The 19,574-nt window shown below is 43.9% G+C and carries 16 protein-coding genes and 1 other annotated feature; of the genes, 3 read left to right on the top strand and 13 right to left on the bottom strand.

The annotated features are described in order from the left end of the window. The first annotated feature begins 42 nt into the window (after positions 1-42). Positions 43-540: a hypothetical protein gene (locus tag NYE43_RS13985; RefSeq protein ID WP_185848746.1), complete on the top strand. Its 498-nt coding sequence runs from the start codon at positions 43-45 to the stop codon at positions 538-540. A gap of 23 nt (positions 541-563) precedes the next feature. Here the strand turns inward: NYE43_RS13985 and yihA are convergent, their stop codons facing one another. The 13 genes from yihA to ilvB form a co-directional block, all read right to left on the bottom strand. Beyond that, positions 564-1,151: a ribosome biogenesis GTP-binding protein YihA/YsxC gene (yihA, locus tag NYE43_RS13990; RefSeq protein ID WP_024122374.1), complete on the bottom strand. Its 588-nt coding sequence runs from the start codon at positions 1,149-1,151 to the stop codon at positions 564-566. Beyond that, a complete protein-coding gene (gene lon, locus NYE43_RS13995) occupies positions 1,148-3,472 on the bottom strand; it encodes an endopeptidase La (RefSeq protein ID WP_024122375.1) in 2,325 nt (774 codons plus the stop codon). Before lon ends, yihA begins: the two co-directional genes overlap by 4 nt. Before the next feature lie 179 nt (positions 3,473-3,651). After that, positions 3,652-5,310, bottom strand: a complete 1,659-nt coding sequence (gene lonB, locus NYE43_RS14000; RefSeq protein WP_024122376.1) for an ATP-dependent protease LonB — start codon at positions 5,308-5,310, stop codon at positions 3,652-3,654. A 152-nt stretch (positions 5,311-5,462) separates the two neighbouring features. Further along, entirely contained in the window at positions 5,463-6,725 is a 1,263-nt protein-coding gene (clpX, locus tag NYE43_RS14005) for an ATP-dependent protease ATP-binding subunit ClpX (RefSeq protein WP_024122377.1), read from the bottom strand. 271 nt (positions 6,726-6,996) lie between these two features. Beyond that, positions 6,997-8,271 carry a trigger factor gene (gene tig / locus NYE43_RS14010; RefSeq protein WP_024122378.1) on the bottom strand — a complete coding sequence of 425 codons (1,275 nt, stop codon included), beginning with the start codon at positions 8,269-8,271 and terminating at the stop codon, positions 6,997-6,999. A 227-nt stretch (positions 8,272-8,498) separates the two neighbouring features. Further along, positions 8,499-9,503: a DNA damage checkpoint antagonist DdcA gene (gene ddcA / locus NYE43_RS14015; RefSeq protein ID WP_024122379.1), complete on the bottom strand. Its 1,005-nt coding sequence runs from the start codon at positions 9,501-9,503 to the stop codon at positions 8,499-8,501. Positions 9,504-9,623: 120 nt separating this feature from the next. Further along, complete coding sequence (gene leuD, locus NYE43_RS14020; protein WP_326365727.1) at positions 9,624-10,223, bottom strand: 3-isopropylmalate dehydratase small subunit; 600 nt, start codon at positions 10,221-10,223, stop codon at positions 9,624-9,626. Positions 10,224-10,235: 12 nt separating this feature from the next. Continuing rightward, a complete protein-coding gene (leuC, locus tag NYE43_RS14025) occupies positions 10,236-11,654 on the bottom strand; it encodes a 3-isopropylmalate dehydratase large subunit (RefSeq protein ID WP_106020211.1) in 1,419 nt (472 codons plus the stop codon). Between the two features lie 51 nt (positions 11,655-11,705). Continuing rightward, the gene (leuB, locus tag NYE43_RS14030; RefSeq protein ID WP_024122382.1) at positions 11,706-12,803 is read right to left on the bottom strand and encodes a 3-isopropylmalate dehydrogenase; all 1,098 of its coding nucleotides are present in this window, start codon (positions 12,801-12,803) and stop codon (positions 11,706-11,708) included. A 20-nt stretch (positions 12,804-12,823) separates the two neighbouring features. Further along, on the bottom strand, positions 12,824-14,380 hold the full coding sequence (locus NYE43_RS14035; RefSeq protein WP_024122383.1) for a 2-isopropylmalate synthase: 1,557 nt from the start codon (positions 14,378-14,380) through the stop codon (positions 12,824-12,826). Further along, positions 14,367-15,395, bottom strand: a complete 1,029-nt coding sequence (gene ilvC / locus NYE43_RS14040; RefSeq protein ID WP_341062122.1) for a ketol-acid reductoisomerase — start codon at positions 15,393-15,395, stop codon at positions 14,367-14,369. The genes NYE43_RS14035 and ilvC overlap by 14 nt, the downstream gene beginning before the upstream one ends. Positions 15,396-15,418: 23 nt before the next feature. Further along, a complete protein-coding gene (ilvN, locus tag NYE43_RS14045) occupies positions 15,419-15,937 on the bottom strand; it encodes an acetolactate synthase small subunit (protein WP_024122385.1) in 519 nt (172 codons plus the stop codon). Then, entirely contained in the window at positions 15,934-17,658 is a 1,725-nt protein-coding gene (gene ilvB / locus NYE43_RS14050; protein ID WP_101861318.1) for an acetolactate synthase large subunit, read from the bottom strand. The genes ilvN and ilvB overlap by 4 nt, the downstream gene beginning before the upstream one ends. A 121-nt stretch (positions 17,659-17,779) precedes the next feature. Further along, positions 17,780-18,029 (bottom strand) — a binding site (T-box leader). Positions 18,030-18,477: 448 nt separating this feature from the next. On the opposite strand from ilvB, the gene cotQ reads away from it, so the two are divergent. Then, complete coding sequence (gene cotQ / locus NYE43_RS14055; RefSeq protein WP_024122387.1) at positions 18,478-18,804, top strand: inner spore coat protein CotQ; 327 nt, start codon at positions 18,478-18,480, stop codon at positions 18,802-18,804. A gap of 170 nt (positions 18,805-18,974) precedes the next feature. Further along, positions 18,975-19,430 (top strand): GNAT family N-acetyltransferase, encoded by a 456-nt coding sequence (locus NYE43_RS14060; protein WP_341062123.1) that lies wholly within the window; start codon positions 18,975-18,977, stop codon positions 19,428-19,430. The last annotated feature ends 144 nt before the right edge of the window (positions 19,431-19,574 follow it).

Raw genomic sequence — 19,574 nt, forward strand, 5'->3', positions numbered from 1 at the left:
AATTACTCAAAATCAGCTCTAGAAAACAAGAAGGTGATATGCATGAAACAAAAATCAATTTTATTTCCTTGTCTGCTGCTCGCCGCATCCGTTTACGCATGGCTTGAAAGCGGCCAAGCCGAACTGTTTTCAGGACAGGATCAATGGCCTGTTCTTCTTATGCTGTTAGGCGCATCCTTTATATACCAAGGAAAAAAAGAAGCTGTCTCCCCCCATTTCTTTATCGGCTTGCTTCTCTTCGGAATCGGTTTGCACTTTTTCGCTAAGCCAAAGTGGACATGGTGGCCGGATGATTTTGAAATGCTACTCTTCATGGTCGGCTTCTCACTGCTCGTTTCAACCGTTCAGAAAAAAGAATATGTATATGAAGCTGTTTCGATGATTTGTTTTTCCCTGTTTCTTTACTTTTTCAAACAGATTATGGCATGGCTCGAGTCTGCGCATGTTCCCACGGCCCTGCTGAAAAAGTATTGGCCATTTGTATTTATCGGAATCAGTTTATTGTTATTATTGATAAAACGAAAAAAATCTATACGATAAATAAAACCGGCAGAGAGTATTCTCTACCGGTTTATCATTTTTTTGATCACTCCCCAAGCTTCATCTTTCCCCTTTTTCGTTTCTGAGGAGAAGAGAATCAGCTCGTCTTCCGGATCAATATTTAATGTCTGTCTTACAACCTTCGCGTGTTTGTCCCATTTTCCTTTCGGGATCTTATCGGCTTTTGTAGCGATAATAATAACAGGAATGCCGTAATACTTTAAGAATTCATACATCTGCACATCATCATTAGACGGTGCATGCCGCAAATCAACGATCTGCACCACTGCTTTCAATTCCTCGCGTGTCGTGATGTAGGTTTCAATCATTCTGCCCCAAGCTTCACGCTCGGATTTTGACACTTTGGCAAAACCGTAACCCGGTACATCAACAAAATGCAATTCGTCATTAATAATGTAGAAATTTAATGTTTGTGTTTTTCCCGGTTTTGATGATGTTCTCGCAAGATTTTTACGATTAATCAATGAATTGATAAAAGATGACTTTCCAACGTTCGATCTTCCGGCCAGTGCAATCTCCGGAAGCCCCCCTTCAGGGTACTGTTCAGGTTTAACTGCACTGATTACGATTTCTGACTTTGTGACTTTCATTTCTTCTCTCCTACTAAGGCATGTTCCAAAACTTCGTCTAAGTGGGATGCCAATATAAAGGTGAGCCCCTCTCTGACGCTTTCTGGAATATCCTCTATATCTTTTTCATTATCTTTAGGCGCAATAATGGTCGTCAATCCCGCTCTATGTGCCCCGAGTGCTTTTTCTTTCAGTCCGCCGATCGGAAGCACGCGTCCGCGAAGCGTAATTTCGCCAGTCATTCCGACTTTACGCGATACAGCCCGTCCTGTTAAAGCAGAAACAAGCGCAGTCGCCATTGTGATACCGGCAGACGGACCATCTTTAGGCACCGCACCCTCAGGAACATGTATATGAATATCATACTTCTCATGAAAGTCAGGTTCAATGCCAAGTTCTTCTGTTTTTGAACGCACGTAGCTGAAAGCCGCCTGAGCAGACTCTCTCATGACATCGCCAAGCTTACCCGTCAGGATCAATTTTCCTTTCCCTGGAGAAAGCGATACTTCGATCGACAGCGTATCTCCGCCGACAGTTGTATAAGCCAGCCCCGTGACGACGCCCACCTGATCTTCCGTTTCTGCTTGTCCATATCTGAAAATTCGTTTTCCGATAAAGTCATGAAGATTTTTCTCCGTAACTGTAATCCGTTTTCTATCTTCAGAAACAATGGCTTTTGCGGCCTTGCGGCAGATGGCAGCAAGCTGGCGTTCGAGGTTTCTCACACCTGCTTCTCTCGTATAATAGCGAATAATATCAAGAATGGCCTGATCACGCAGCTGCAGGTTGCTCTTTTTGAGCCCATGCTCCTTGATCTGCTTCGGAAGAAGGTGATCTTTCACAATTTCAAGTTTTTCCACTTCCGTGTAGCCCGCAATATTAATGATTTCCATTCTGTCTCTAAGCGGTCCCGGGATTGTCGCTAAATTGTTAGCCGTAGCGATAAAGAGCACTTTTGACAGATCAAAAGTCTCCTCAATGTAGTGGTCGCTGAAGGTACTGTTTTGCTCCGGATCAAGCACTTCAAGCATTGCGGATGACGGATCGCCTCTGAAATCAGAAGACATTTTGTCAATTTCGTCTAGTAAGAAGACCGGATTCAGCTTGCCGGCTTTTTTCATGCCTTGAATAATACGTCCCGGCATTGCCCCGACATATGTCCGTCTGTGCCCGCGAATTTCTGATTCGTCGCGCACCCCGCCAAGTGAAATTCTGACAAATTTCCGATCCATACTTTTAGCAATCGATTTGGCCAAGGACGTTTTTCCGACCCCTGGAGGTCCAGCCAAACAGAGAATCGGACCTTTTAAGGATTTTGTCAGCTTCTGAACAGCCAAATACTCTAAAATACGCTCTTTCACTTTTTCAAGTCCGTGATGTTCTTTGTCCAAAAGATGTTCAGCCTCTTTTAAATCAAGCTTATCTTCTGTCTCATCCGTCCATGGGAGAGCGACCAGCCAGTCAATATAATTGCGGATAACAGAACTTTCGGCAGAACTGGACGGAATTTTTTCATATCTGTTTAATTCCTTAAGAGCCGTTTCCTTCACATGGTCAGGCATGCCCGCTTCTTCGATTTTTTCGGTCAGCGTTTGAACTTCACCTGTTTTGCCTTCTTTATCGCCAAGCTCTTTTTGGATCGCCTTCATCTGTTCGCGCAAATAGTATTCCTTTTGCGTACGCTCCATTGAACGTTTGACGCGCTGGCCGATTTTTTTCTCGATCTCAAGCACTTCTTTTTCATTGTTGATAAAATCAATGACCTTGTTCAGTCTGTCTTTGACATCAGCCGTTTCTAATATATCCTGCTTATCCTTTAGTTTAAGAGGCAGGTGAGAAGCAACAATGTCTGCCATTCTGCCCGGCTCTTCGATATCAGTAACCGCGGCGTACGTTTCGGCTGAGATTTTTTTAGAAATTTTTATGTACTGATCAAAGTGGTCCAACAAAGTCCGCATCAGCGCTTCGTCTTCTGTATCTTTTGAATCATCTTCATGGATCAGCTGAATGTCTACTGATGTATAATCTTCATGCTCATTGTATTCAATGATCTGGGCGCGCTGTATACCCTCCACCAGCACACGAATCGTACCGTTCGGAAGCTTCAGCATTTGTTTAATTTTCGTATAGGTGCCGACAGTAAAAATTTCGTCTTCACCCGGTTCGTCTATCGAAATATCCTGCTGAGTAGCTAAAAATATCATATGATCATGCATCATTGCCTGTTCAAGGGCCTGAACCGACTTGTCACGTCCTACATCTAAGTGCAAAACCATTGTCGGGTACACTAATAAACCTCTTAAAGGGAGGAGCGGGATGCTGCGTTTTAATTCTTCTGCCATGTGACTGACACCTCCGTGACTTTAGTATGAACCATTATAATACAACTTTTTCATCCTTGTACAATAAACGGCATGGTTTCATTTTCTATAACACAGTCTCCTCGTAGTATACCCTTTCTTTCTGATCTGAAAAAGGAAAAGATGTCCTTCATGAAAAAAACCCTATTTTTAAAATAGGGTCAGACCGATTCTTTATTCATTTGCATGTTAAACGGTTTTTGTTCAGTAGGCGGGTTCACTAAAATTTCATCAAGCACTTCCTGGAACGTTTTCACCGCCACAATTTTGATCCCTTCAATCTGTTTTAAGATCGATTGCTGATTTTCATGCGGGATAATAACTTTTTTGGCACCGGACTGTTTTGCCGCTTTAATTTTCGGGATCACGCCTCCAATCGGTTTTACAAGTCCGTTTAGGCTGATCTCGCCTGTCATGGCAACCGTGTTATCGATGGGAATTTTATGAACGGCTGAAAAAATTCCCGCCGCCATGGCAATACCAGCCGACGGCCCATCAATCGGAATGCCGCCGGGAAAATTAATGTGGATATCATAGTCTGAAGGCTTCATTCCCATTGTACGCAGTACGGTTAGCACATTCTCAACCGAGCCCTTTGCCATGCTTTTCCGGCGAATTGATTTTGATTGGCTGCCGATGCTTTCTTCTTCTGCTATTCCGGTAATGTTAATTGAACCTTTATCCTGAGCCGGTGTTACGTTCACTTCGATTTCCAGCAGCGAACCGCTGTTAGGGCCATACACTGCGAGTCCGTTTACAATGCCGATTTGCGGTGCAGTGCCGATTTTCTGCTCGTGCTTAGGGGTAAGCTGGCTGGAATGAATCACCCATTCTATATCCTCAATGGTGATGTCCTTCCGATCTTCGGTCACCGCCATTCCCGCCGCGATTTGAATCATATTGACGGCTTCCCGGCCGTTCCGCGTATAGCTGGTCAGCAAATCAAGCCCCTCTTCAGAAATATTCTTTTCAATCTTATCCACTGCTGTTTTGGCAACTGATTTCAGCTCATCTTTCTCAAGCTCGCGGAAAAATACCTCTAAACAGCGGGATCGGATTGCCGGAGGGATTTCATTAGGCATTCTCGTTGTCGCACCGATCAAACGAAAATCAGCTGGAAGCCCATTTTGAAAAATGTCGTGAATATGGTTCGGTATTTGTGTATTTTCTTCGCTGTAATAAGCGCTGTCTAAAAAGACTTTCCGGTCCTCAAGCACCTTCAGCATTTTATTCATTTGAATAGGGTGTAGCTCCCCAATTTCATCAATAAACAATACACCGCCGTGGGCATGCGTGACAGCCCCCTGCTTCGGCTGCGGAATACCCGCCTGTCCCATCGCTCCGGCCCCTTGGTATATCGGATCATGTACAGAACCAATGAGCGGATCGGCAATTCCTCTTTCATCAAATCGAGCCGTTGTCGCATCGAGTTCCACAAAAACAGCCTGCTCTTTAAAAGGTGATTGCTTATGTTTTTTGGCTTCCTCTAACACAAGCCTTGCAGCAGCTGTTTTTCCGACTCCCGGCGGTCCATAGACAATGACGTGCTGGGGATTCGGTCCGCACAACGCAGCTTTTAACGCTTTAATCCCGTCTTCCTGACCGACGATATCTTGAAAGCTTTTAGGGCGCACCTTTTCAGATAACGGTTCGGACAGGCTGATAGCCCGCATTTTGCGAAGCTGCTCCATTTCCTTCTTTGATTCCTTATCTATCGTGACTTTTTGTGTCCTTTGATTTTTAAGCAAATTCCAAAAATACAAACCAATGATAATCCCAAAAAACAGCTGAATAAATAATGCGATCCCTGTCCAACTCATGGTGGTCCCTCCTGAAAAACAATTTATGTATCCAATTCATTCCTCTGATTGCTAGTATCTCCCACAAAAGAGGGGAATAAACGTTTTCCGGAAGAGTTTACACAACAAAAAAACCTCCTGAATGTTACCACTCAGGAGGTTCATTTTCATTTTTAAGCAGACGTTTTATCTTGGCTAACCTCAGTACCGTCCTTTAACAAAAGGCGAGGCGGTTCTCCATGCGTTACAGTCGCCCCAGTAATCACACATTTTTCAATGTCATCACGGGAAGGCAGGTCAAACATCACATCAAGCATAATGCCTTCAATGATGGAACGGAGTCCGCGTGCTCCTGTCTTACGCTCAATTGCTTTTTTAGCAATTTCAGACAGCGCTTCTTCTTCAAACTCAAGCTCAACATTATCAAGCTCAAGCATTTTCTTGAATTGCTTCACAAGAGCGTTTTTCGGTTTCGTTAAGATCGCAACCAACGCTTCTTCGTCAAGCTTTTCAAGGCTTGCAATAACCGGAAGACGTCCGATGAATTCCGGAATTAATCCGAAACGGAGCAAGTCTTCTGGAAGCACTTTTGAAAGAAGGTCTTCTTTCTCCAGATCTGCAGCCTTATTATCTGAACCGAAGCCAATCACTTTTTGTCCTAAACGGCGTTTGATGATTTGTTCGATACCATCGAAGGCACCGCCGCAAATGAACAAAATGTTTGTTGTATCAATTTGAATAAACTCTTGATGAGGGTGCTTACGTCCACCTTGAGGCGGCACGCTCGCCACAGTTCCTTCAAGAATTTTTAGCAATGCCTGCTGCACGCCTTCACCTGACACATCACGTGTAATAGACGGGTTTTCAGACTTTCTTGCCACTTTATCGATTTCATCAATATAAATAATGCCTTTTTCCGCTTTTTCCACGTCGTAGTCAGCAGCTTGGATGAGTTTCAAGAGAATATTCTCTACATCTTCACCTACATATCCAGCTTCTGTCAGGGACGTAGCGTCAGCAATCGCAAACGGCACATTTAAAATACGGGCTAAAGTTTGCGCAAGAAGGGTTTTACCGCTTCCTGTCGGGCCGATTAATGAAATGTTACTTTTCGAAAGCTCGACATCGTCCACTTTGCTGTTGGAGTTGATGCGTTTGTAGTGGTTATACACCGCAACAGCTAGTGATTTCTTCGCCTGATCCTGACCGATTACATATTCATTCAGAATTTCACGAATTTCCTGCGGCTTCGGCACATCTTTAAATTCTACTTCTTCTTCTGTTCCGAGTTCTTCCTCCACAATTTCAGTGCAGAGTTCGATACATTCGTCACATATATATACACCAGGTCCAGCTACAAGCTTACGAACCTGATCTTGTGTTTTTCCACAGAACGAGCATTTTAATTGTCCTTTTTCCTCGTTGAATTTAAACATTCTTTCACCCCTTAATCTTGTCTCACTTTTTCTTTTACCGGCAGAGCAAAAGAAAATGATTCTTGAAACGAAACGAGTATGTATTGCATTTTACCATACTTTCCAAAAAGACGGTAACATTGTGTTTCTGACTTGCACATTCTATATGTATGACAAAAAACAGCCTGCATTAACTATATTGCCCCAAGAAAAAGAGATATATCATAATTGTACAAAACAAGGCACGAATCATTCGCGCCCTGTTTTATTATTACTATTATTATGCACCATATTAACGGTTTTCTACAAGAAAATCAATTGCTTTGCGAACTTTTAAATCTTCTTTCATCGCGTCAGTAGAACCGATGGCTTGTTTGATATTTTCAACAGGCATGTTGTATGCTTCAGCCATTTTAGAAAGCTCAGCATCAACTTCCTCATCTGTTACTTCAAGGTTTTCCGCTTTCGCAATCGCCTCAAGAGTCAGGTTAGATTTTACGCGTTTTGCAGCATCTTCTTTCATTTGCTCTTTTAACGCAGCTTCGTCTTGGCCTGAGAATTGAGTGTAAAGCTCAAGGTTCATGCCTTGCATTTGAAGACGCTGTTCGAATTCTTTCAGCATGCGGTCAAGCTCAGTGTCGATCATCGCTTGAGGAACATCGATTTCAGCGTTTTCAGAAGCTTTCAGAACAAGCTCTTCACGCAATTTAGCGTCAGCTTCGTTTTCTTTTGCTTCTTCTAAACGTTTCTTCGTTTTTTCAGTCAATTCAGCAAGTGTTTCCACTTCTTCATCGATATCTTTTGCGAATTCATCATCAAGCTCAGGAAGCTCTTTCGCTTTGATTTCGTGAATTTTCACTTTGAAGACAGCTGGTTTGCCGGCAAGATCTTCAGCGTGGTACTCTTCAGGGAATGTTACTTCAACATCCTTCTCAGCACCTGCTTCAAGGCCAACTAACTGATCTTCGAAGCCAGGGATGAATGAACCTGAACCCACTTCAAGTGAATAGTTTTCAGCTTTTCCGCCTTCGAATGCTTCGCCGTCAACGAATCCTTCGAAGTCAAGAACAACTGTGTTTCCTTCTTCAACAGCGCCTTCTTCTTTTACAACAAGCTCAGCTTGACGCTCTTGAAGCCCTTTTAGTTCGTTTTGAACATCTTCGTCAGTTACAGCTGTGTCGTCTTTTTCGACGCCTAAGCCTTTGTATTCGCCAAGCTTCACTTCAGGTTTCACTGTTACTTTTGCAGTGAAGATTAAGCTTTCGCCTTTTTCGATTTTTTCAACATCGATTTCAGGACGGTCTACAGGCTCGATTCCAGCTTCTTCAACCGCTTTAGGGTATTCTACAGGAAGAAGAATATCCAAAGCATCTTGGTAAAGAGCTTCTACGCCAAAGCGCTGTTCGAATAAACCGCGAGGAATTTTCCCTTTACGGAATCCAGGAATTGAAACTTGCTTAACTACTTTTTTAAATGCATCATCAAGTGCCGTTTTAAATGTTTCAGCATCAACTTCAACCGTTAAAACGCCTTCGTTGCCTTCTTGTTTTTCCCATTTTACAGACATGTGTTTCCCTCCAAAAATCTATTCAGGTTGTGTCGGTCTTCCATTCTAAAGCAATCATTCGGCTTCGTCCATCAAAAACGAAGCTGCCAAAGATCAGAATCATTATGTATACATTTTAATAATGAACTGCAAAGCCTGTCCAACCGTATTTCTTATAACCCGTTATACACAAATACAACCATTATATTATAACATAACACATACCGCTTTCAACTATATGGCGTGATTTACAAATAAGAAATTTCTTCAATATCTTTAATCATTGTGCACGCTTCATCAAGTTCTCTGTCGGTAAACTCATACATCATATGCAGCTCTTCTCTTTCAATCTCAATCCCATGCATTTCATAGCCGACTTTATGCAGGGCCGCCGCCCAAAGATCGGCAGACAGCAATTTAGGCTGAAAAGGATATAAAACATACAAATGTCTTCTCCACAGTTCTTCTACCGCTGCATACAGGGTTGGATTTTCATTCCCAAGCGTTTCATCCAGCACACGGAGAACGCGGTGCAAAATCGGGGAGGCGTCAGGCGGGACAGTCTCGCTCGGCTCGATTGTCATGGAGTCGCCGAATTTTGTAATGTGGACCGGTTTGCTGTAATCGTGTTCCGCCATTAACATCACGATCATCGTCTTGATAATCGGGTGAGCAGCGGGATCTTCAAGAATTGTTTTTAACAGCCCCGTATACTTCGCTACATTGCGGTCTTTCAATGAATGGATCAAATTCATTTGTTCCTCTGGGCTGGCTAACACTTTCTCCGTGTCGATCACATCTTCATACTCTTCGGCCCAAGCCTCGTCTTCTCGCTCAGGATCGGTCATTTTGCGGCTGAAATCAAGCAGTTTATAAAATTGCTCGGCGCTTTCCGCAGGCAGCTGATTTTCCTCCAGGACGGCCTCAATCGTGCTTTTGACTTCTTCGTATTTCTTAAGCTGAATTAAGATCGTCATGTATACTTGTAAAACTGTAAAATACTGGCCGTATCCTTCTTTCAGCATCTTTTCGCATACACGTTTTGCCTCTTCCAATTCGCCCAGCTCCAAAAAGCAAATGGCCATGCCCAAGTGAAGATCTGATTCAGTATCATCATATTTCATTGCTTCTGAAAACAGTTCCAGCGCCTCTTGATACTTTTTCTCCTTCAGCGAGGACATTCCTTTTTCCACCAGACGGTCTTTCAAATGAGGAAAAGGAATAATTTTTGCGTTTTTCTTGTCATGCGTCATACCTATATTCCTTTCAGGCATTTATTTTGTTCAAGTGTATCAACACCCGTACACAAAAACAAGAAAGGAAAGGTTCTGCCAGGCAAAAAAAGCTGCCGGACAAATTGCCGGGCAGCTTTTTTAAGCTTGAAGCCAAGAGCTTCTCTGCAACTCAAATTGCTTAATTTCATCTTCAAGTAAAAGCGTTAATGAAATTTCATCATAGCCGTTGATCAGCATTTCTTTCCAATGCGGATCGACTTCGAATGAGATCTGATTGCTTTCGCTGTCGTGAATAAGCTGATTTTCAAGATCGACTGTCATTTGCAGTGACTGATTTTCGTATTGTCCGACAAGCTTTTTCCAATTGTCATACGGCATGCGAATCGGCAGCATACCGTTTTTAAAGCAGTTTTGGTGGAAAATATCGGCAAATGACGGTGCGATAATGATTTTAAAGCCGTAGTCATCAAGCGCCCACGGAGCGTGTTCACGCGATGACCCGCAGCCGAAGTTTTCTCCCGCTATTAAAATGGACGCCCCTTCATAAGCCGGCTGGTTCAGTTCAAATTCCGGGTTCGGTTCACCATTCGCATCGTATCTCCAGTCAAAGAATGCAAAACGGCCGTAGCCCGTTCTTTCAATTCTCTTCAGAAATTGTTTCGGAATGATCTGGTCTGTATCGACATTAATACGATTTAATACGGCCGCTTTCCCCGTATGTGTTTTCAAAGGTTCCATCTCGTGCACTCCTTACACAACTGTTTTTTCCTGATAAAACTTTCTGACATCCACGAAATGGCCGTGAATGGCGGCCATCGCAGCCATCGCAGGGCTGACGAGATGTGTTTTCGCGCCTTTTCCTTGTCTGCCCTCAAAGTTGCGGTTAGAGGTTGACGCACAGCGCTCTCCTTCAGGAACAACGTCATTATTCATGCTCAAACACATGCTGCAGCCTGATTCTCTCCACTCAAATCCAGCGTCTAAGAAGATCTGATGAAGCCCTTCCTTTTCAGCCTGAAGTTTTACGCTCTGAGATCCAGGCACGACGATTGCTCTAACACTTTCAGCCACCTTTTTTCCTTTGATCATATCGGCAGCCTGGCGGAGGTCAGTCATGCGTGAATTTGTACAGGAACCGATAAATACGTGCTCCACTTTGATGTCTTCAATTTTCTGATGAGGAGTCAGCCCCATATATTCATAAGCGCGAATCGCTTCTTTTTTGTCATCTTCCGCTGAAAAGCTTTCCGGCGCCGGAACTTCAGAATCGACAGGAAGAACCATTCCCGGGTTGATCCCCCATGTCACCATAGGAGAAATGTCATTGCCGTCAAGCACAATTGATTTATCGTAAACAGCGCCTGGATCAGTGCGAAGTGCTTTCCATTCTGCTACGGCTTTATCAAATTCTTCTCCTTTTGGCGTATACTTGCGGTTTTTGCAATATTCAAATGTCACTTCGTCAGGCGCAATCAAACCTGCTCTTGCTCCGGCTTCAATTGACATGTTGCAAACGGTCATCCGCTCATCCATCGTCATGTTTCTGAATACTTCCCCAGTGTATTCAATAACGTAACCGGTGCCGAATTTCACGCCGTATTTACCGATAACAGCAAGAATGACATCCTTTGCCGTTACCCCTTTTTGCAGTGTCCCGTCTACACGCACCTCAAGCGTTTTCGGACGCTGCTGCCAGAGTGTCTGTGTAGAAAGAACATGCTCAACCTCACTCGTTCCGATTCCAAATGCCAGGGCGCCGAATGCACCGTGAGTGGAAGTATGGCTGTCGCCGCATACGATCGTTTTTCCCGGAAGCGTTAAGCCAAGCTCGGGCCCGACTACATGGACAATCCCCTGATCTACGCTGTGAAGATCGGCAAGGCGTACGCCAAACTCTTCGCAGTTCCGCTCAAGCGCTGTCACTTGGCGTTTCGCAACTTCATCCGTTATCTCAAAGCGATTGACGGTTGGAATGTTGTGATCCATCGTTGCGAATGTATTTTGCGGTCTTCTGACCTTTCTTCCCTTTTGTCTCAACCCTTCAAATGCCTGAGGGGATGTCACTTCATGGATGAGATGCAAATCAATATAGAGAAGATCCGGTTTTCCCTCACCATGTTTTACAATATGCTGATCCCAAATCTTTTCGATGATCGTTCGAGGCATCATCTTTATTTCCTCCCTCTACCTATGAACTAAGACCGCTTACACCATAAGCTGTCACACGTTAGAAATTGTATTTTCACTCATCAATGCCGTCTTTACTTCCTCTGTAATGGCCTGAGTGCTGCTGTATTCTTCGCCTCTTGCCAAGTCTCTTGTTCTTTTTCCGGAAGTAAGAACCTGATTGACTGCATCTTCTACAGCTTTCGCTTCTTCTTCAAGCCCGAAAGATGTTCTCAAAAGCATTGCCGCTGATAATATAGCCGCGAATGGATTTGCCATCCCTTTCCCTGCTATGTCAGGTGCTGAGCCGTGTACAGGCTCGAACAGATGGAGTCCTGAGCTTGATAAGCTGGCTGACGGAAGCATTCCGAGAGAACCTGTTAGCATGGACGCTTCGTCACTTAAAATGTCACCAAACATATTTTCAGTCACCACGACATCAAATTGATTCGGTGCATAAATCAGCTGCATAGCCGCGTTATCAACGAGCATATGCTCAAGTTTCACATCAGGATAGTCTTTTGCGACGTCTTCAGCCACTTCCCGCCACAGCCTGCTTGATTCAAGAACGTTCGCTTTATCAACAGAGGTAACCTTGCCTTTTCTGGCAGCCGCCATTTTAAAGCCCTCTCTGATCACGCGTTCAATTTCTTCCCTCTTATAAAACAGTGTGTCTACCGCTTCTTGCTCACCTTCACTGTTTACATAGCGTTTGCTCGGCTGGCCGAAATACAAACCGCCTGTCAGTTCACGAACGATAACGAAATCAACGTTATCAATATATTCTTTTTTCAAAGGCGAAGCGTCAGAAAGGCTTTCAAACACTTTCACAGGCCGTAAATTCGCAAACAGGTCAAGCTGTTTTCTAATGCTGAGCAGACCTTTTTCGGGTCTCAGCTCCGAAGGGTTTTGATCCCATTTCGGGCCGCCGACAGCACCAAGCAAAATAGCATCAGCCTTTTTACAAATCGCAATGGTTTCCTCTGGGAGAGGGTCGTTGTGTTCGTCAATTGCCGCTCCTCCAATAAGGCCGTATTCAAATTCAAATTCATGGCTGAAGCGTTCGGCAACACTTTTCAGCACGTCTGTCGCTGATTCTAATACTTCGGGGCCGATCCCGTCTCCGGGCAATAGAGCAATCCGTTTCTTCAAATTAACCGTTCTCCTTTCTTTTATGATCCGACAGCTGTATGGTTTTGCAGTCCGTTCATATTAGACTGGAAAACCAATTGACGGTTGACAGCGTTCAGATAGGCTTTCGCCGAAGCTTCTAATACGTCTTGCGCTATGCCCCGCCCTGCTGATTCTTTTCCGTTTACTACTACTCTTACATAAACCTGGGCAAATGCGTCTTCGCCTTTTCTATTGGACTGAATGCGGTAGTCTAAGAGCTCCACATCTTTATCAATACAGCGTTCAAGGGTATTGTATATCGCTTCCACGCTTCCGGCTCCTGTTGCCGCTTCCTGAATAAGCTGGGCGTTTTCTTGATTTTTCAAAGAAACCGTAGCCGTAGGGACCTGAGATGTTCCATAATGGACTTGCAGAGAAAGAAATTCATACCCAATCTTGCGGTCTGTTACTTTTTCTTCTAAAATAAGAGAGACAAGATCCTCATCAGTGATTTCTTTTTTCTTCTCAGTTAACTCTTTAAACATCGTAAAGAACTTATTAATCTCTTCACTATCAAATTGGAATCCCAATGCAGTCAGCCGGTCTTTAAATGCATGGCGTCCTGAATGCTTGCCTAGGACAAGCGCATCTGCCGTTACACCGACAAGCTCTGGTGAAATAATTTCGTATGTTGATTTTTCTTTTAAGAAGCCGTCCTGGTGGATGCCTGATTCATGAGCAAATGCATTGTCGCCCACTACCGCTTTATTTCGCGGAACAGCCATACCTGTGAACTTGCTTACTAAATCACTAGTGCGTTTTATTTCATTTAGCGTAATGCCTGTTTCGACTTGATAGAAATCTTTTCTGATATGAAGGGCAACTGCAATTTCCTCTAATGCAGCATTTCCGGCTCTTTCACCAATTCCGTTAATCGCACATTCAATTTGATCGGCGCCATTTTCGATCGCTGAGAGAGAATTGGCGACTGCCATTCCCAAATCATCGTGGCAGTGAGCTGACAGCTTTGCTTGATGAATGTTTGGAACGTTCTCTTTCATATATTTAAAGATATTCCCGTATTCTGCCGGAGCCAAATAGCCGACTGTATCCGGAAGGTTGATGACACTAGCCCCTGCGTCAATCACTTTTTCTACGATTTCCGCTAAAAACGGCAGTTCAGTTCGGCAGGCATCTTCAGCAGACCATTGAACAATCGGGAATCGCTCTTTTGCGTATTTCACCATTTCAACCGCTCTTTCGATGACCTGTTCACGCGTCATTTTCAGCTTGTGTTTTAAATGAATGTCCGATGTGGCAATGAATACGTGAATTCTTGGCTGAGCACCGTCTTTTAACGCTTCCCATGCAGCATCAATATCACCTTTTACACAGCGGGCAAGACCTGTCACAGAACAATTTTTTATGGTTCTTGCGATTTCCTGCACAGCTAAAAAGTCACCTCGGGACGAAGCGGGAAATCCCGCTTCAATGATATCTGCCCCGAGTCTTTCGAGCTGCTTTGCTATGGCAAGTTTCTCCTGTGTATTTAAGTTTACTCCAGGGGATTGTTCACCATCACGAAGCGTCGTATCGAAAAAATTAATTTTGCGCAACGGAGACCACCGCTTCCTTCTTCTTGCCTTGTTTGACAAACGGCATCATTTCACGAAGCTTTCTTCCCACCACTTCGATTTGATGTTCGTTTTCGCTCGTATTGATTGCGTTGAAACGAGGACGGTTTACTTGGTTTTCTACGATCCATTCTTTTGCAAATGCTCCGTCTTGGATGTCTTTTAAGACTTCTTTCATTGATTCTTTTACTTTTGCGTCTACAACACGCGGCCCGGATACGAAATCTCCCCATTGAGCAGTATCAGAAATAGAGTATCTCATGCCTTCCAAGCCTTCTTCATACATAAGGTCAACGATCAATTTCAGCTCATGAAGACATTCAAAGTATGCAAGTTCCGGCTGATAACCAGCTTCAGTTAATGTTTCAAATCCAGCTTTTACAAGGGAAGTTAATCCTCCGCAAAGTACAGCTTGCTCACCGAACAGATCCGTTTCTGTTTCTTCTTTAAATGTCGTTTCCAAAACGCCTGCTCTTGCTCCGCCGATTCCTTTTGCGTATGCCAAAGCTTTATCTTTCGCTTCACCTGTCACATCTTGATAGATCGCGAACAACGCCGGTACGCCTGCTCCTTGCTCATATGTTCTTCTAACCAAATGTCCAGGACCTTTAGGCGCTACCAAAAATACGTCAACATCTGCCGGTGGAACAATTTGGTGGAAATGAACGTTAAATCCGTGAGCGAAGACCAATGATTTGCCTGCAGTCAGCTCATCTTTGATTTCAGCTTCATATACTTTTTGCTGCTGTTCATCCGGAAGAAGAACCATAATGATCTCAGCTTGAGCCGCAGCTTCTTTTACTGAAAATACTCGATGTCCGTCTTCTTGCGCCTGAGTGAAAGATTTTCCTTGTCTGACACCGACAATCACGTCAATTCCGCTTTCTTTCAGGTTCAGCGCGTGTGCATGCCCTTGTGAGCCATAACCGATAATCGCTACTGTTTTTCCAGCCAATACGTTCTCTTTGATATCACCGTTATAATATACTTTTACCATTTCAATCTCTCCCTTGTTTTGTTTTATACAATAGATATTGTTTTATTGGATGACGACTTTTGCTGAGTGCCCCTCGCAAAAGCCGTTGTACCTGTTCTCGCAATTTCTTTGATTCCATACGGTTTTAGTAATTCAATCAGCGCTTCAATTTTGTTAGATTCGCCAGTCACCTGTACAACGATGCTGTCTCTGCTGACATCAACGACAGAAGCTCTGAACGGCTCTATCATTCCGTGAATCTCTGTCCTCGTTGACGGTGCGGAAACGACCTTGATTAAGGCCAGCTCCCTTTGGACAATTGATTGATTTGTGATGTCAGTGACTTTCAGTACATCAATTTGTTTGTTAAGCTGTTTTGTCAGCTGTTCAACATCATTTTCTCCTTCAACGTGAACGACAAAGGTAATTCTGGAAACACCGCTTGTTTCTGTGTGTCCAACTGTAATGCTTTCAATGTTGTAGTGTCTTTTTGTAAATAGACCGGTGATCCGATTTAACACGCCGGAGCGGTTCACCACAGTCAATGTGATAATTCTTTTCAAGGTTTCACCCCCACCATTTCATGCAGCCCTTTCCCCGGAGCCACCATCGGGAATACTTTTTCTTCGCTGGCGACCCGAACGTCAATGACAACCGGTTCTTTTGATGTCAATGCCTCTTCCAGCTTTTCCTTCGCTTCTGCATCAGAGGAGATTCTGATGCCTTTAATGCCGTATGCTTCTGACAATTTGACAAAGTCCGGCTGTGAAGCGAATTTAGACTCTGAATAACGCTCTTCATAGAAAATCTCCTGCCACTGTCTTACCATTCCGAGACAAGCGTTATTTAAGATCACAACTTTAACCGGCAGATTCAATTCGCGAATAACATCAAGTTCCTGTAGCGTCATTTGAAAACCGCCGTCTCCAAGCACCGCCACCACGGTTGCATCTTTATCGGCCAGCTGTGCGCCGATCGCTGCCGGAAGGCCGAAACCCATTGTTCCAAGACCGCCTGATGTCACCCATTTATCTGCCTTTTGGAACGGATAAAATTGCGCTGACCACATTTGATGCTGGCCGACATCCGTTGCGACAATGGCTTCCCCTTTTGTAAATTGATGAATGTATTCAATCAGTTTTTGAGGTTTAAAGCCTTCTTCTTCATTGTCTACATACCAGAGCGGATACTCTTCTTTCCACTCGGCAAGCTGTTTTTTCCATTCGCTTGAATCGCCTTGTTTGCCGTTTTGTTTGATCAGCTCTTGCAGGACAACTTTGCTGTCGCCGACAACCGGAATCTGTGTTTTCATGATTTTTCCGATTTCAGCCGGATCAATATCAATGTGGGCAATCTTTGCGTTTCTCGCAAAATGTTTCAGGTTTCCTGTGACGCGGTCATCAAAACGGGCGCCGATACTGATTAAAAGATCACAGTCATGAAGGGCCATGTTCGCTGTATAAGTGCCGTGCATACCCGCCATCCCCAAGAAAAGCGGATGGTCTGCCGGGAAACCCCCAAGTCCTAAAAGCGTGTGCACAACTGGAATTTGCTGCTGCTCGGCATAATTTTTTAATTCTTCTGACGCTTTTCCGTGCAATACGCCCGCACCCGCTAGGATAACCGGTTTCTTTGCGCTGCTTACGGCTTCCACAAGCTTGCGGATCTGCAAATAATTCGGCTCCGTTGTCGGCTGATATCCCGGGAGATTCATCTCGTGATCATAACTGAATTCTCCTTCAATTGTTGCAACATCTTTCGGAATATCGATTAGTACAGGTCCCGGTCTTCCCGTTGTCGCAATATGGAATGCTTCTTTAATGATGCGCGGCAGATCTTCCGGCTGGCGGACCTGATAGCTGTGTTTTGTAACCGGCATTGTAATTCCCAAAATGTCCGCTTCCTGAAAAGCATCGCTGCCGATAACGGAGGTTGCCACCTGCCCTGTAAAGACGACTAAAGGCAGTGAATCAATCATGGCATCCGCAAGTCCAGTAACAAGGTTTGTCGCTCCCGGGCCTGATGTCGCAATAACGACCCCTGGTTTTCCAGAAACTCTCGCGTATCCTTCTGCTGCATGAATGGCGCCTTGCTCGTGCCGGGGAAGGATATGTACCATTCCCGAATTGTACAGCTTATCGTAGATCGGAAGTACAGCTCCGCCCGGATAGCCGAATATCATTTCTACTTTTTCTTTCTTTAATGATTCAATCAGCATTAACGCTCCGCTCATCGTCTGTGTACATTTGGCAGATGCTGAATCCACCTGTACATTAGTCCCCATTTTTAGTTCCTCCTTTTGGATTTTCATCCTCTAAAGATCATCATTTATTAGCTTTATAGCTGATTATTCAATAAAAAAAGCCCTTCCGCCCACAATCAGCCGCGCATTGAATGCGATAGCCAAAAGGGGCGAAAAGGCTCTTCTTTCCGCGGTACCACCCTTGTTTACGGCCTTTCATGCGGCCGTCTCATGGATATTCCTATCCGTTTTAATAACGAGTAAACATCATCGTTCACCCGGCCAAGTCCTACTGTGATTTCAGACTGGCACTCTGAGGCGAGTTCACCTTGTAAAGCTTCGCCGGTTCTCAGCTAATCCGGTTCTCTGTGGAAAGCTTTTTCAAGGCTACTTATCCTCATCTGCGCTTTTCATATTCAGTCTCTTGAACATCTATTCTGCCGTCCAAGAAGATCGTTTGTTTTTTATTTTTCAGAATCATATTGCAATCATTTGTGCTTGTGAAACTTGCGTTTATCTTTTGTTGAACTCATATTACGCCGCTTTGGACGCAGTGTCAACAGCATTTTTTAAAATTATTAGACAATTTAGATTAATCAAACTATACTGTATACGCTTTCATTATTGGTATATAAGGAATTTCAAAAGATAAAAGTTTTTGTAATTTTTTTATTAATCTATCAAGTTTACACTCGAATTTTTCAATTTCATATAAATATGTCACATAATATGACGTGTTATTGTTTCGATGAAACGTCTATATGAAAGATCTTCTCGCAAAAAAACGATTTCAGTTCGGATAGGCTCTTTCATTATTTTTCGTCATACACTGGTGTTATCTTGCAAAGAAAAGGTGATACGATGAATAAATCATTTGCAGACATCCAAGGATTTCCCGGGGGTTTTCCAAACTTTCCCCAGCCATTTTATCCGGCAGCTCCCAGCTTTTATCAGCAAGGCCATCAGCCATTTGGAGGCTTTGGATACGGACAGCCGTACAGCCAGGCATACAGCCCGCTAAGCACCCCCTCTGCTATGTACTCCTCATTTCCATATGCTTCAGGATTTTACGGGCAGCAATTTTCAGGTGCCGGCTATAGCGGCCATGGCGGCGGTTTCAGTATTCCCGCAACGCACGCCGGAGGATTCGGCGGAGCATCTGGAGTACACGGAGGATTTCGATATTAAAATATCATGAGGTGCCGAACATCTATGTTCGGCACTTGTTAATTTATTCATCTTTAATAAAGTTAATAGACTGTGAGGTTTCCTATCTTACTATTTGGAAGCAAAAAGGATATATTTTAAGATAAATGATAAGTCTGTTCAGAGTGACGGTTTTTGAGGAGGAATTCATTTTGCATATTAAAGTAGATGATTTGACCGAACATCAAGTGATCGAATTAGTGAGTGAGCATTTACATAGCATGACTCTCATGTCTCCGGCTGAAAGTATTCATGCCCTGGACATAGAAAGGCTGAAAAAACCTGAGATTACATTTTGGAGCGCTTGGGACGGCAATGAATTAGCCGGCTGCGGAGCACTTAAGGAACTGGACAGCCGGCATGGAGAAATTAAGTCGATGCGAACCTCTTCTTCCCATTTAAGAAAGGGCGTTGCCAGCAAGGTTCTTCAGCACCTTATAGTAGAAGCCAAGCGGCGCGGCTATCAGCGATTGAGTTTGGAAACGGGGTCAATGACTTCTTTCGAGCCGGCAAGAAAACTTTATGAAAGCTTCGGTTTTCGGTATTGCCAGCCGTTTGCAGACTATATAGAAGATCCGAACAGCGTGTTTATGACAAAGGAATTGTGAAATATAAAGGATAGATAAGTGCGGGATTATGTTTCTGTCTTATCTATCTTTTTTTGTGGTTACAATTCACCTTCTGCTATCTAGGCAGCATTTTACATTAGCAATCTGCTACGTTTTTTCCTTCTGCAGACAACTTTCTCGATT

It is taken from the genome of Bacillus sp. FSL R5-0434 (assembly GCF_038004745.1).
Taxonomy (GTDB): Bacteria; Bacillota; Bacilli; order Bacillales; family Bacillaceae; genus Bacillus; species Bacillus halotolerans.

Coding starts and splice junctions, on each gene's coding strand:
- lonB (WP_024122376.1), bottom strand. CDS start 5,310: ATGAGTTGGACAGGGATCGCATTATTTATTCAGCTGTTTTTTGGGATT.
- NYE43_RS13985 (WP_185848746.1), top strand. CDS start 43: ATGAAACAAAAATCAATTTTATTTCCTTGTCTGCTGCTCGCCGCATCC.
- leuC (WP_106020211.1), bottom strand. CDS start 11,654: ATGATGCCTCGAACGATCATCGAAAAGATTTGGGATCAGCATATTGTA.
- leuD (WP_326365727.1), bottom strand. CDS start 10,223: ATGGAACCTTTGAAAACACATACGGGGAAAGCGGCCGTATTAAATCGT.
- yihA (WP_024122374.1), bottom strand. CDS start 1,151: ATGAAAGTCACAAAGTCAGAAATCGTAATCAGTGCAGTTAAACCTGAA.
- ilvB (WP_101861318.1), bottom strand. CDS start 17,658: ATGGGGACTAATGTACAGGTGGATTCAGCATCTGCCAAATGTACACAG.
- tig (WP_024122378.1), bottom strand. CDS start 8,271: ATGTCTGTAAAATGGGAAAAACAAGAAGGCAACGAAGGCGTTTTAACG.
- ddcA (WP_024122379.1), bottom strand. CDS start 9,503: ATGACGCATGACAAGAAAAACGCAAAAATTATTCCTTTTCCTCATTTG.
- ilvC (WP_341062122.1), bottom strand. CDS start 15,395: ATGGTAAAAGTATATTATAACGGTGATATCAAAGAGAACGTATTGGCT.
- clpX (WP_024122377.1), bottom strand. CDS start 6,725: ATGTTTAAATTCAACGAGGAAAAAGGACAATTAAAATGCTCGTTCTGT.
- cotQ (WP_024122387.1), top strand. CDS start 18,478: ATGAATAAATCATTTGCAGACATCCAAGGATTTCCCGGGGGTTTTCCA.
- lon (WP_024122375.1), bottom strand. CDS start 3,472: ATGGCAGAAGAATTAAAACGCAGCATCCCGCTCCTCCCTTTAAGAGGT.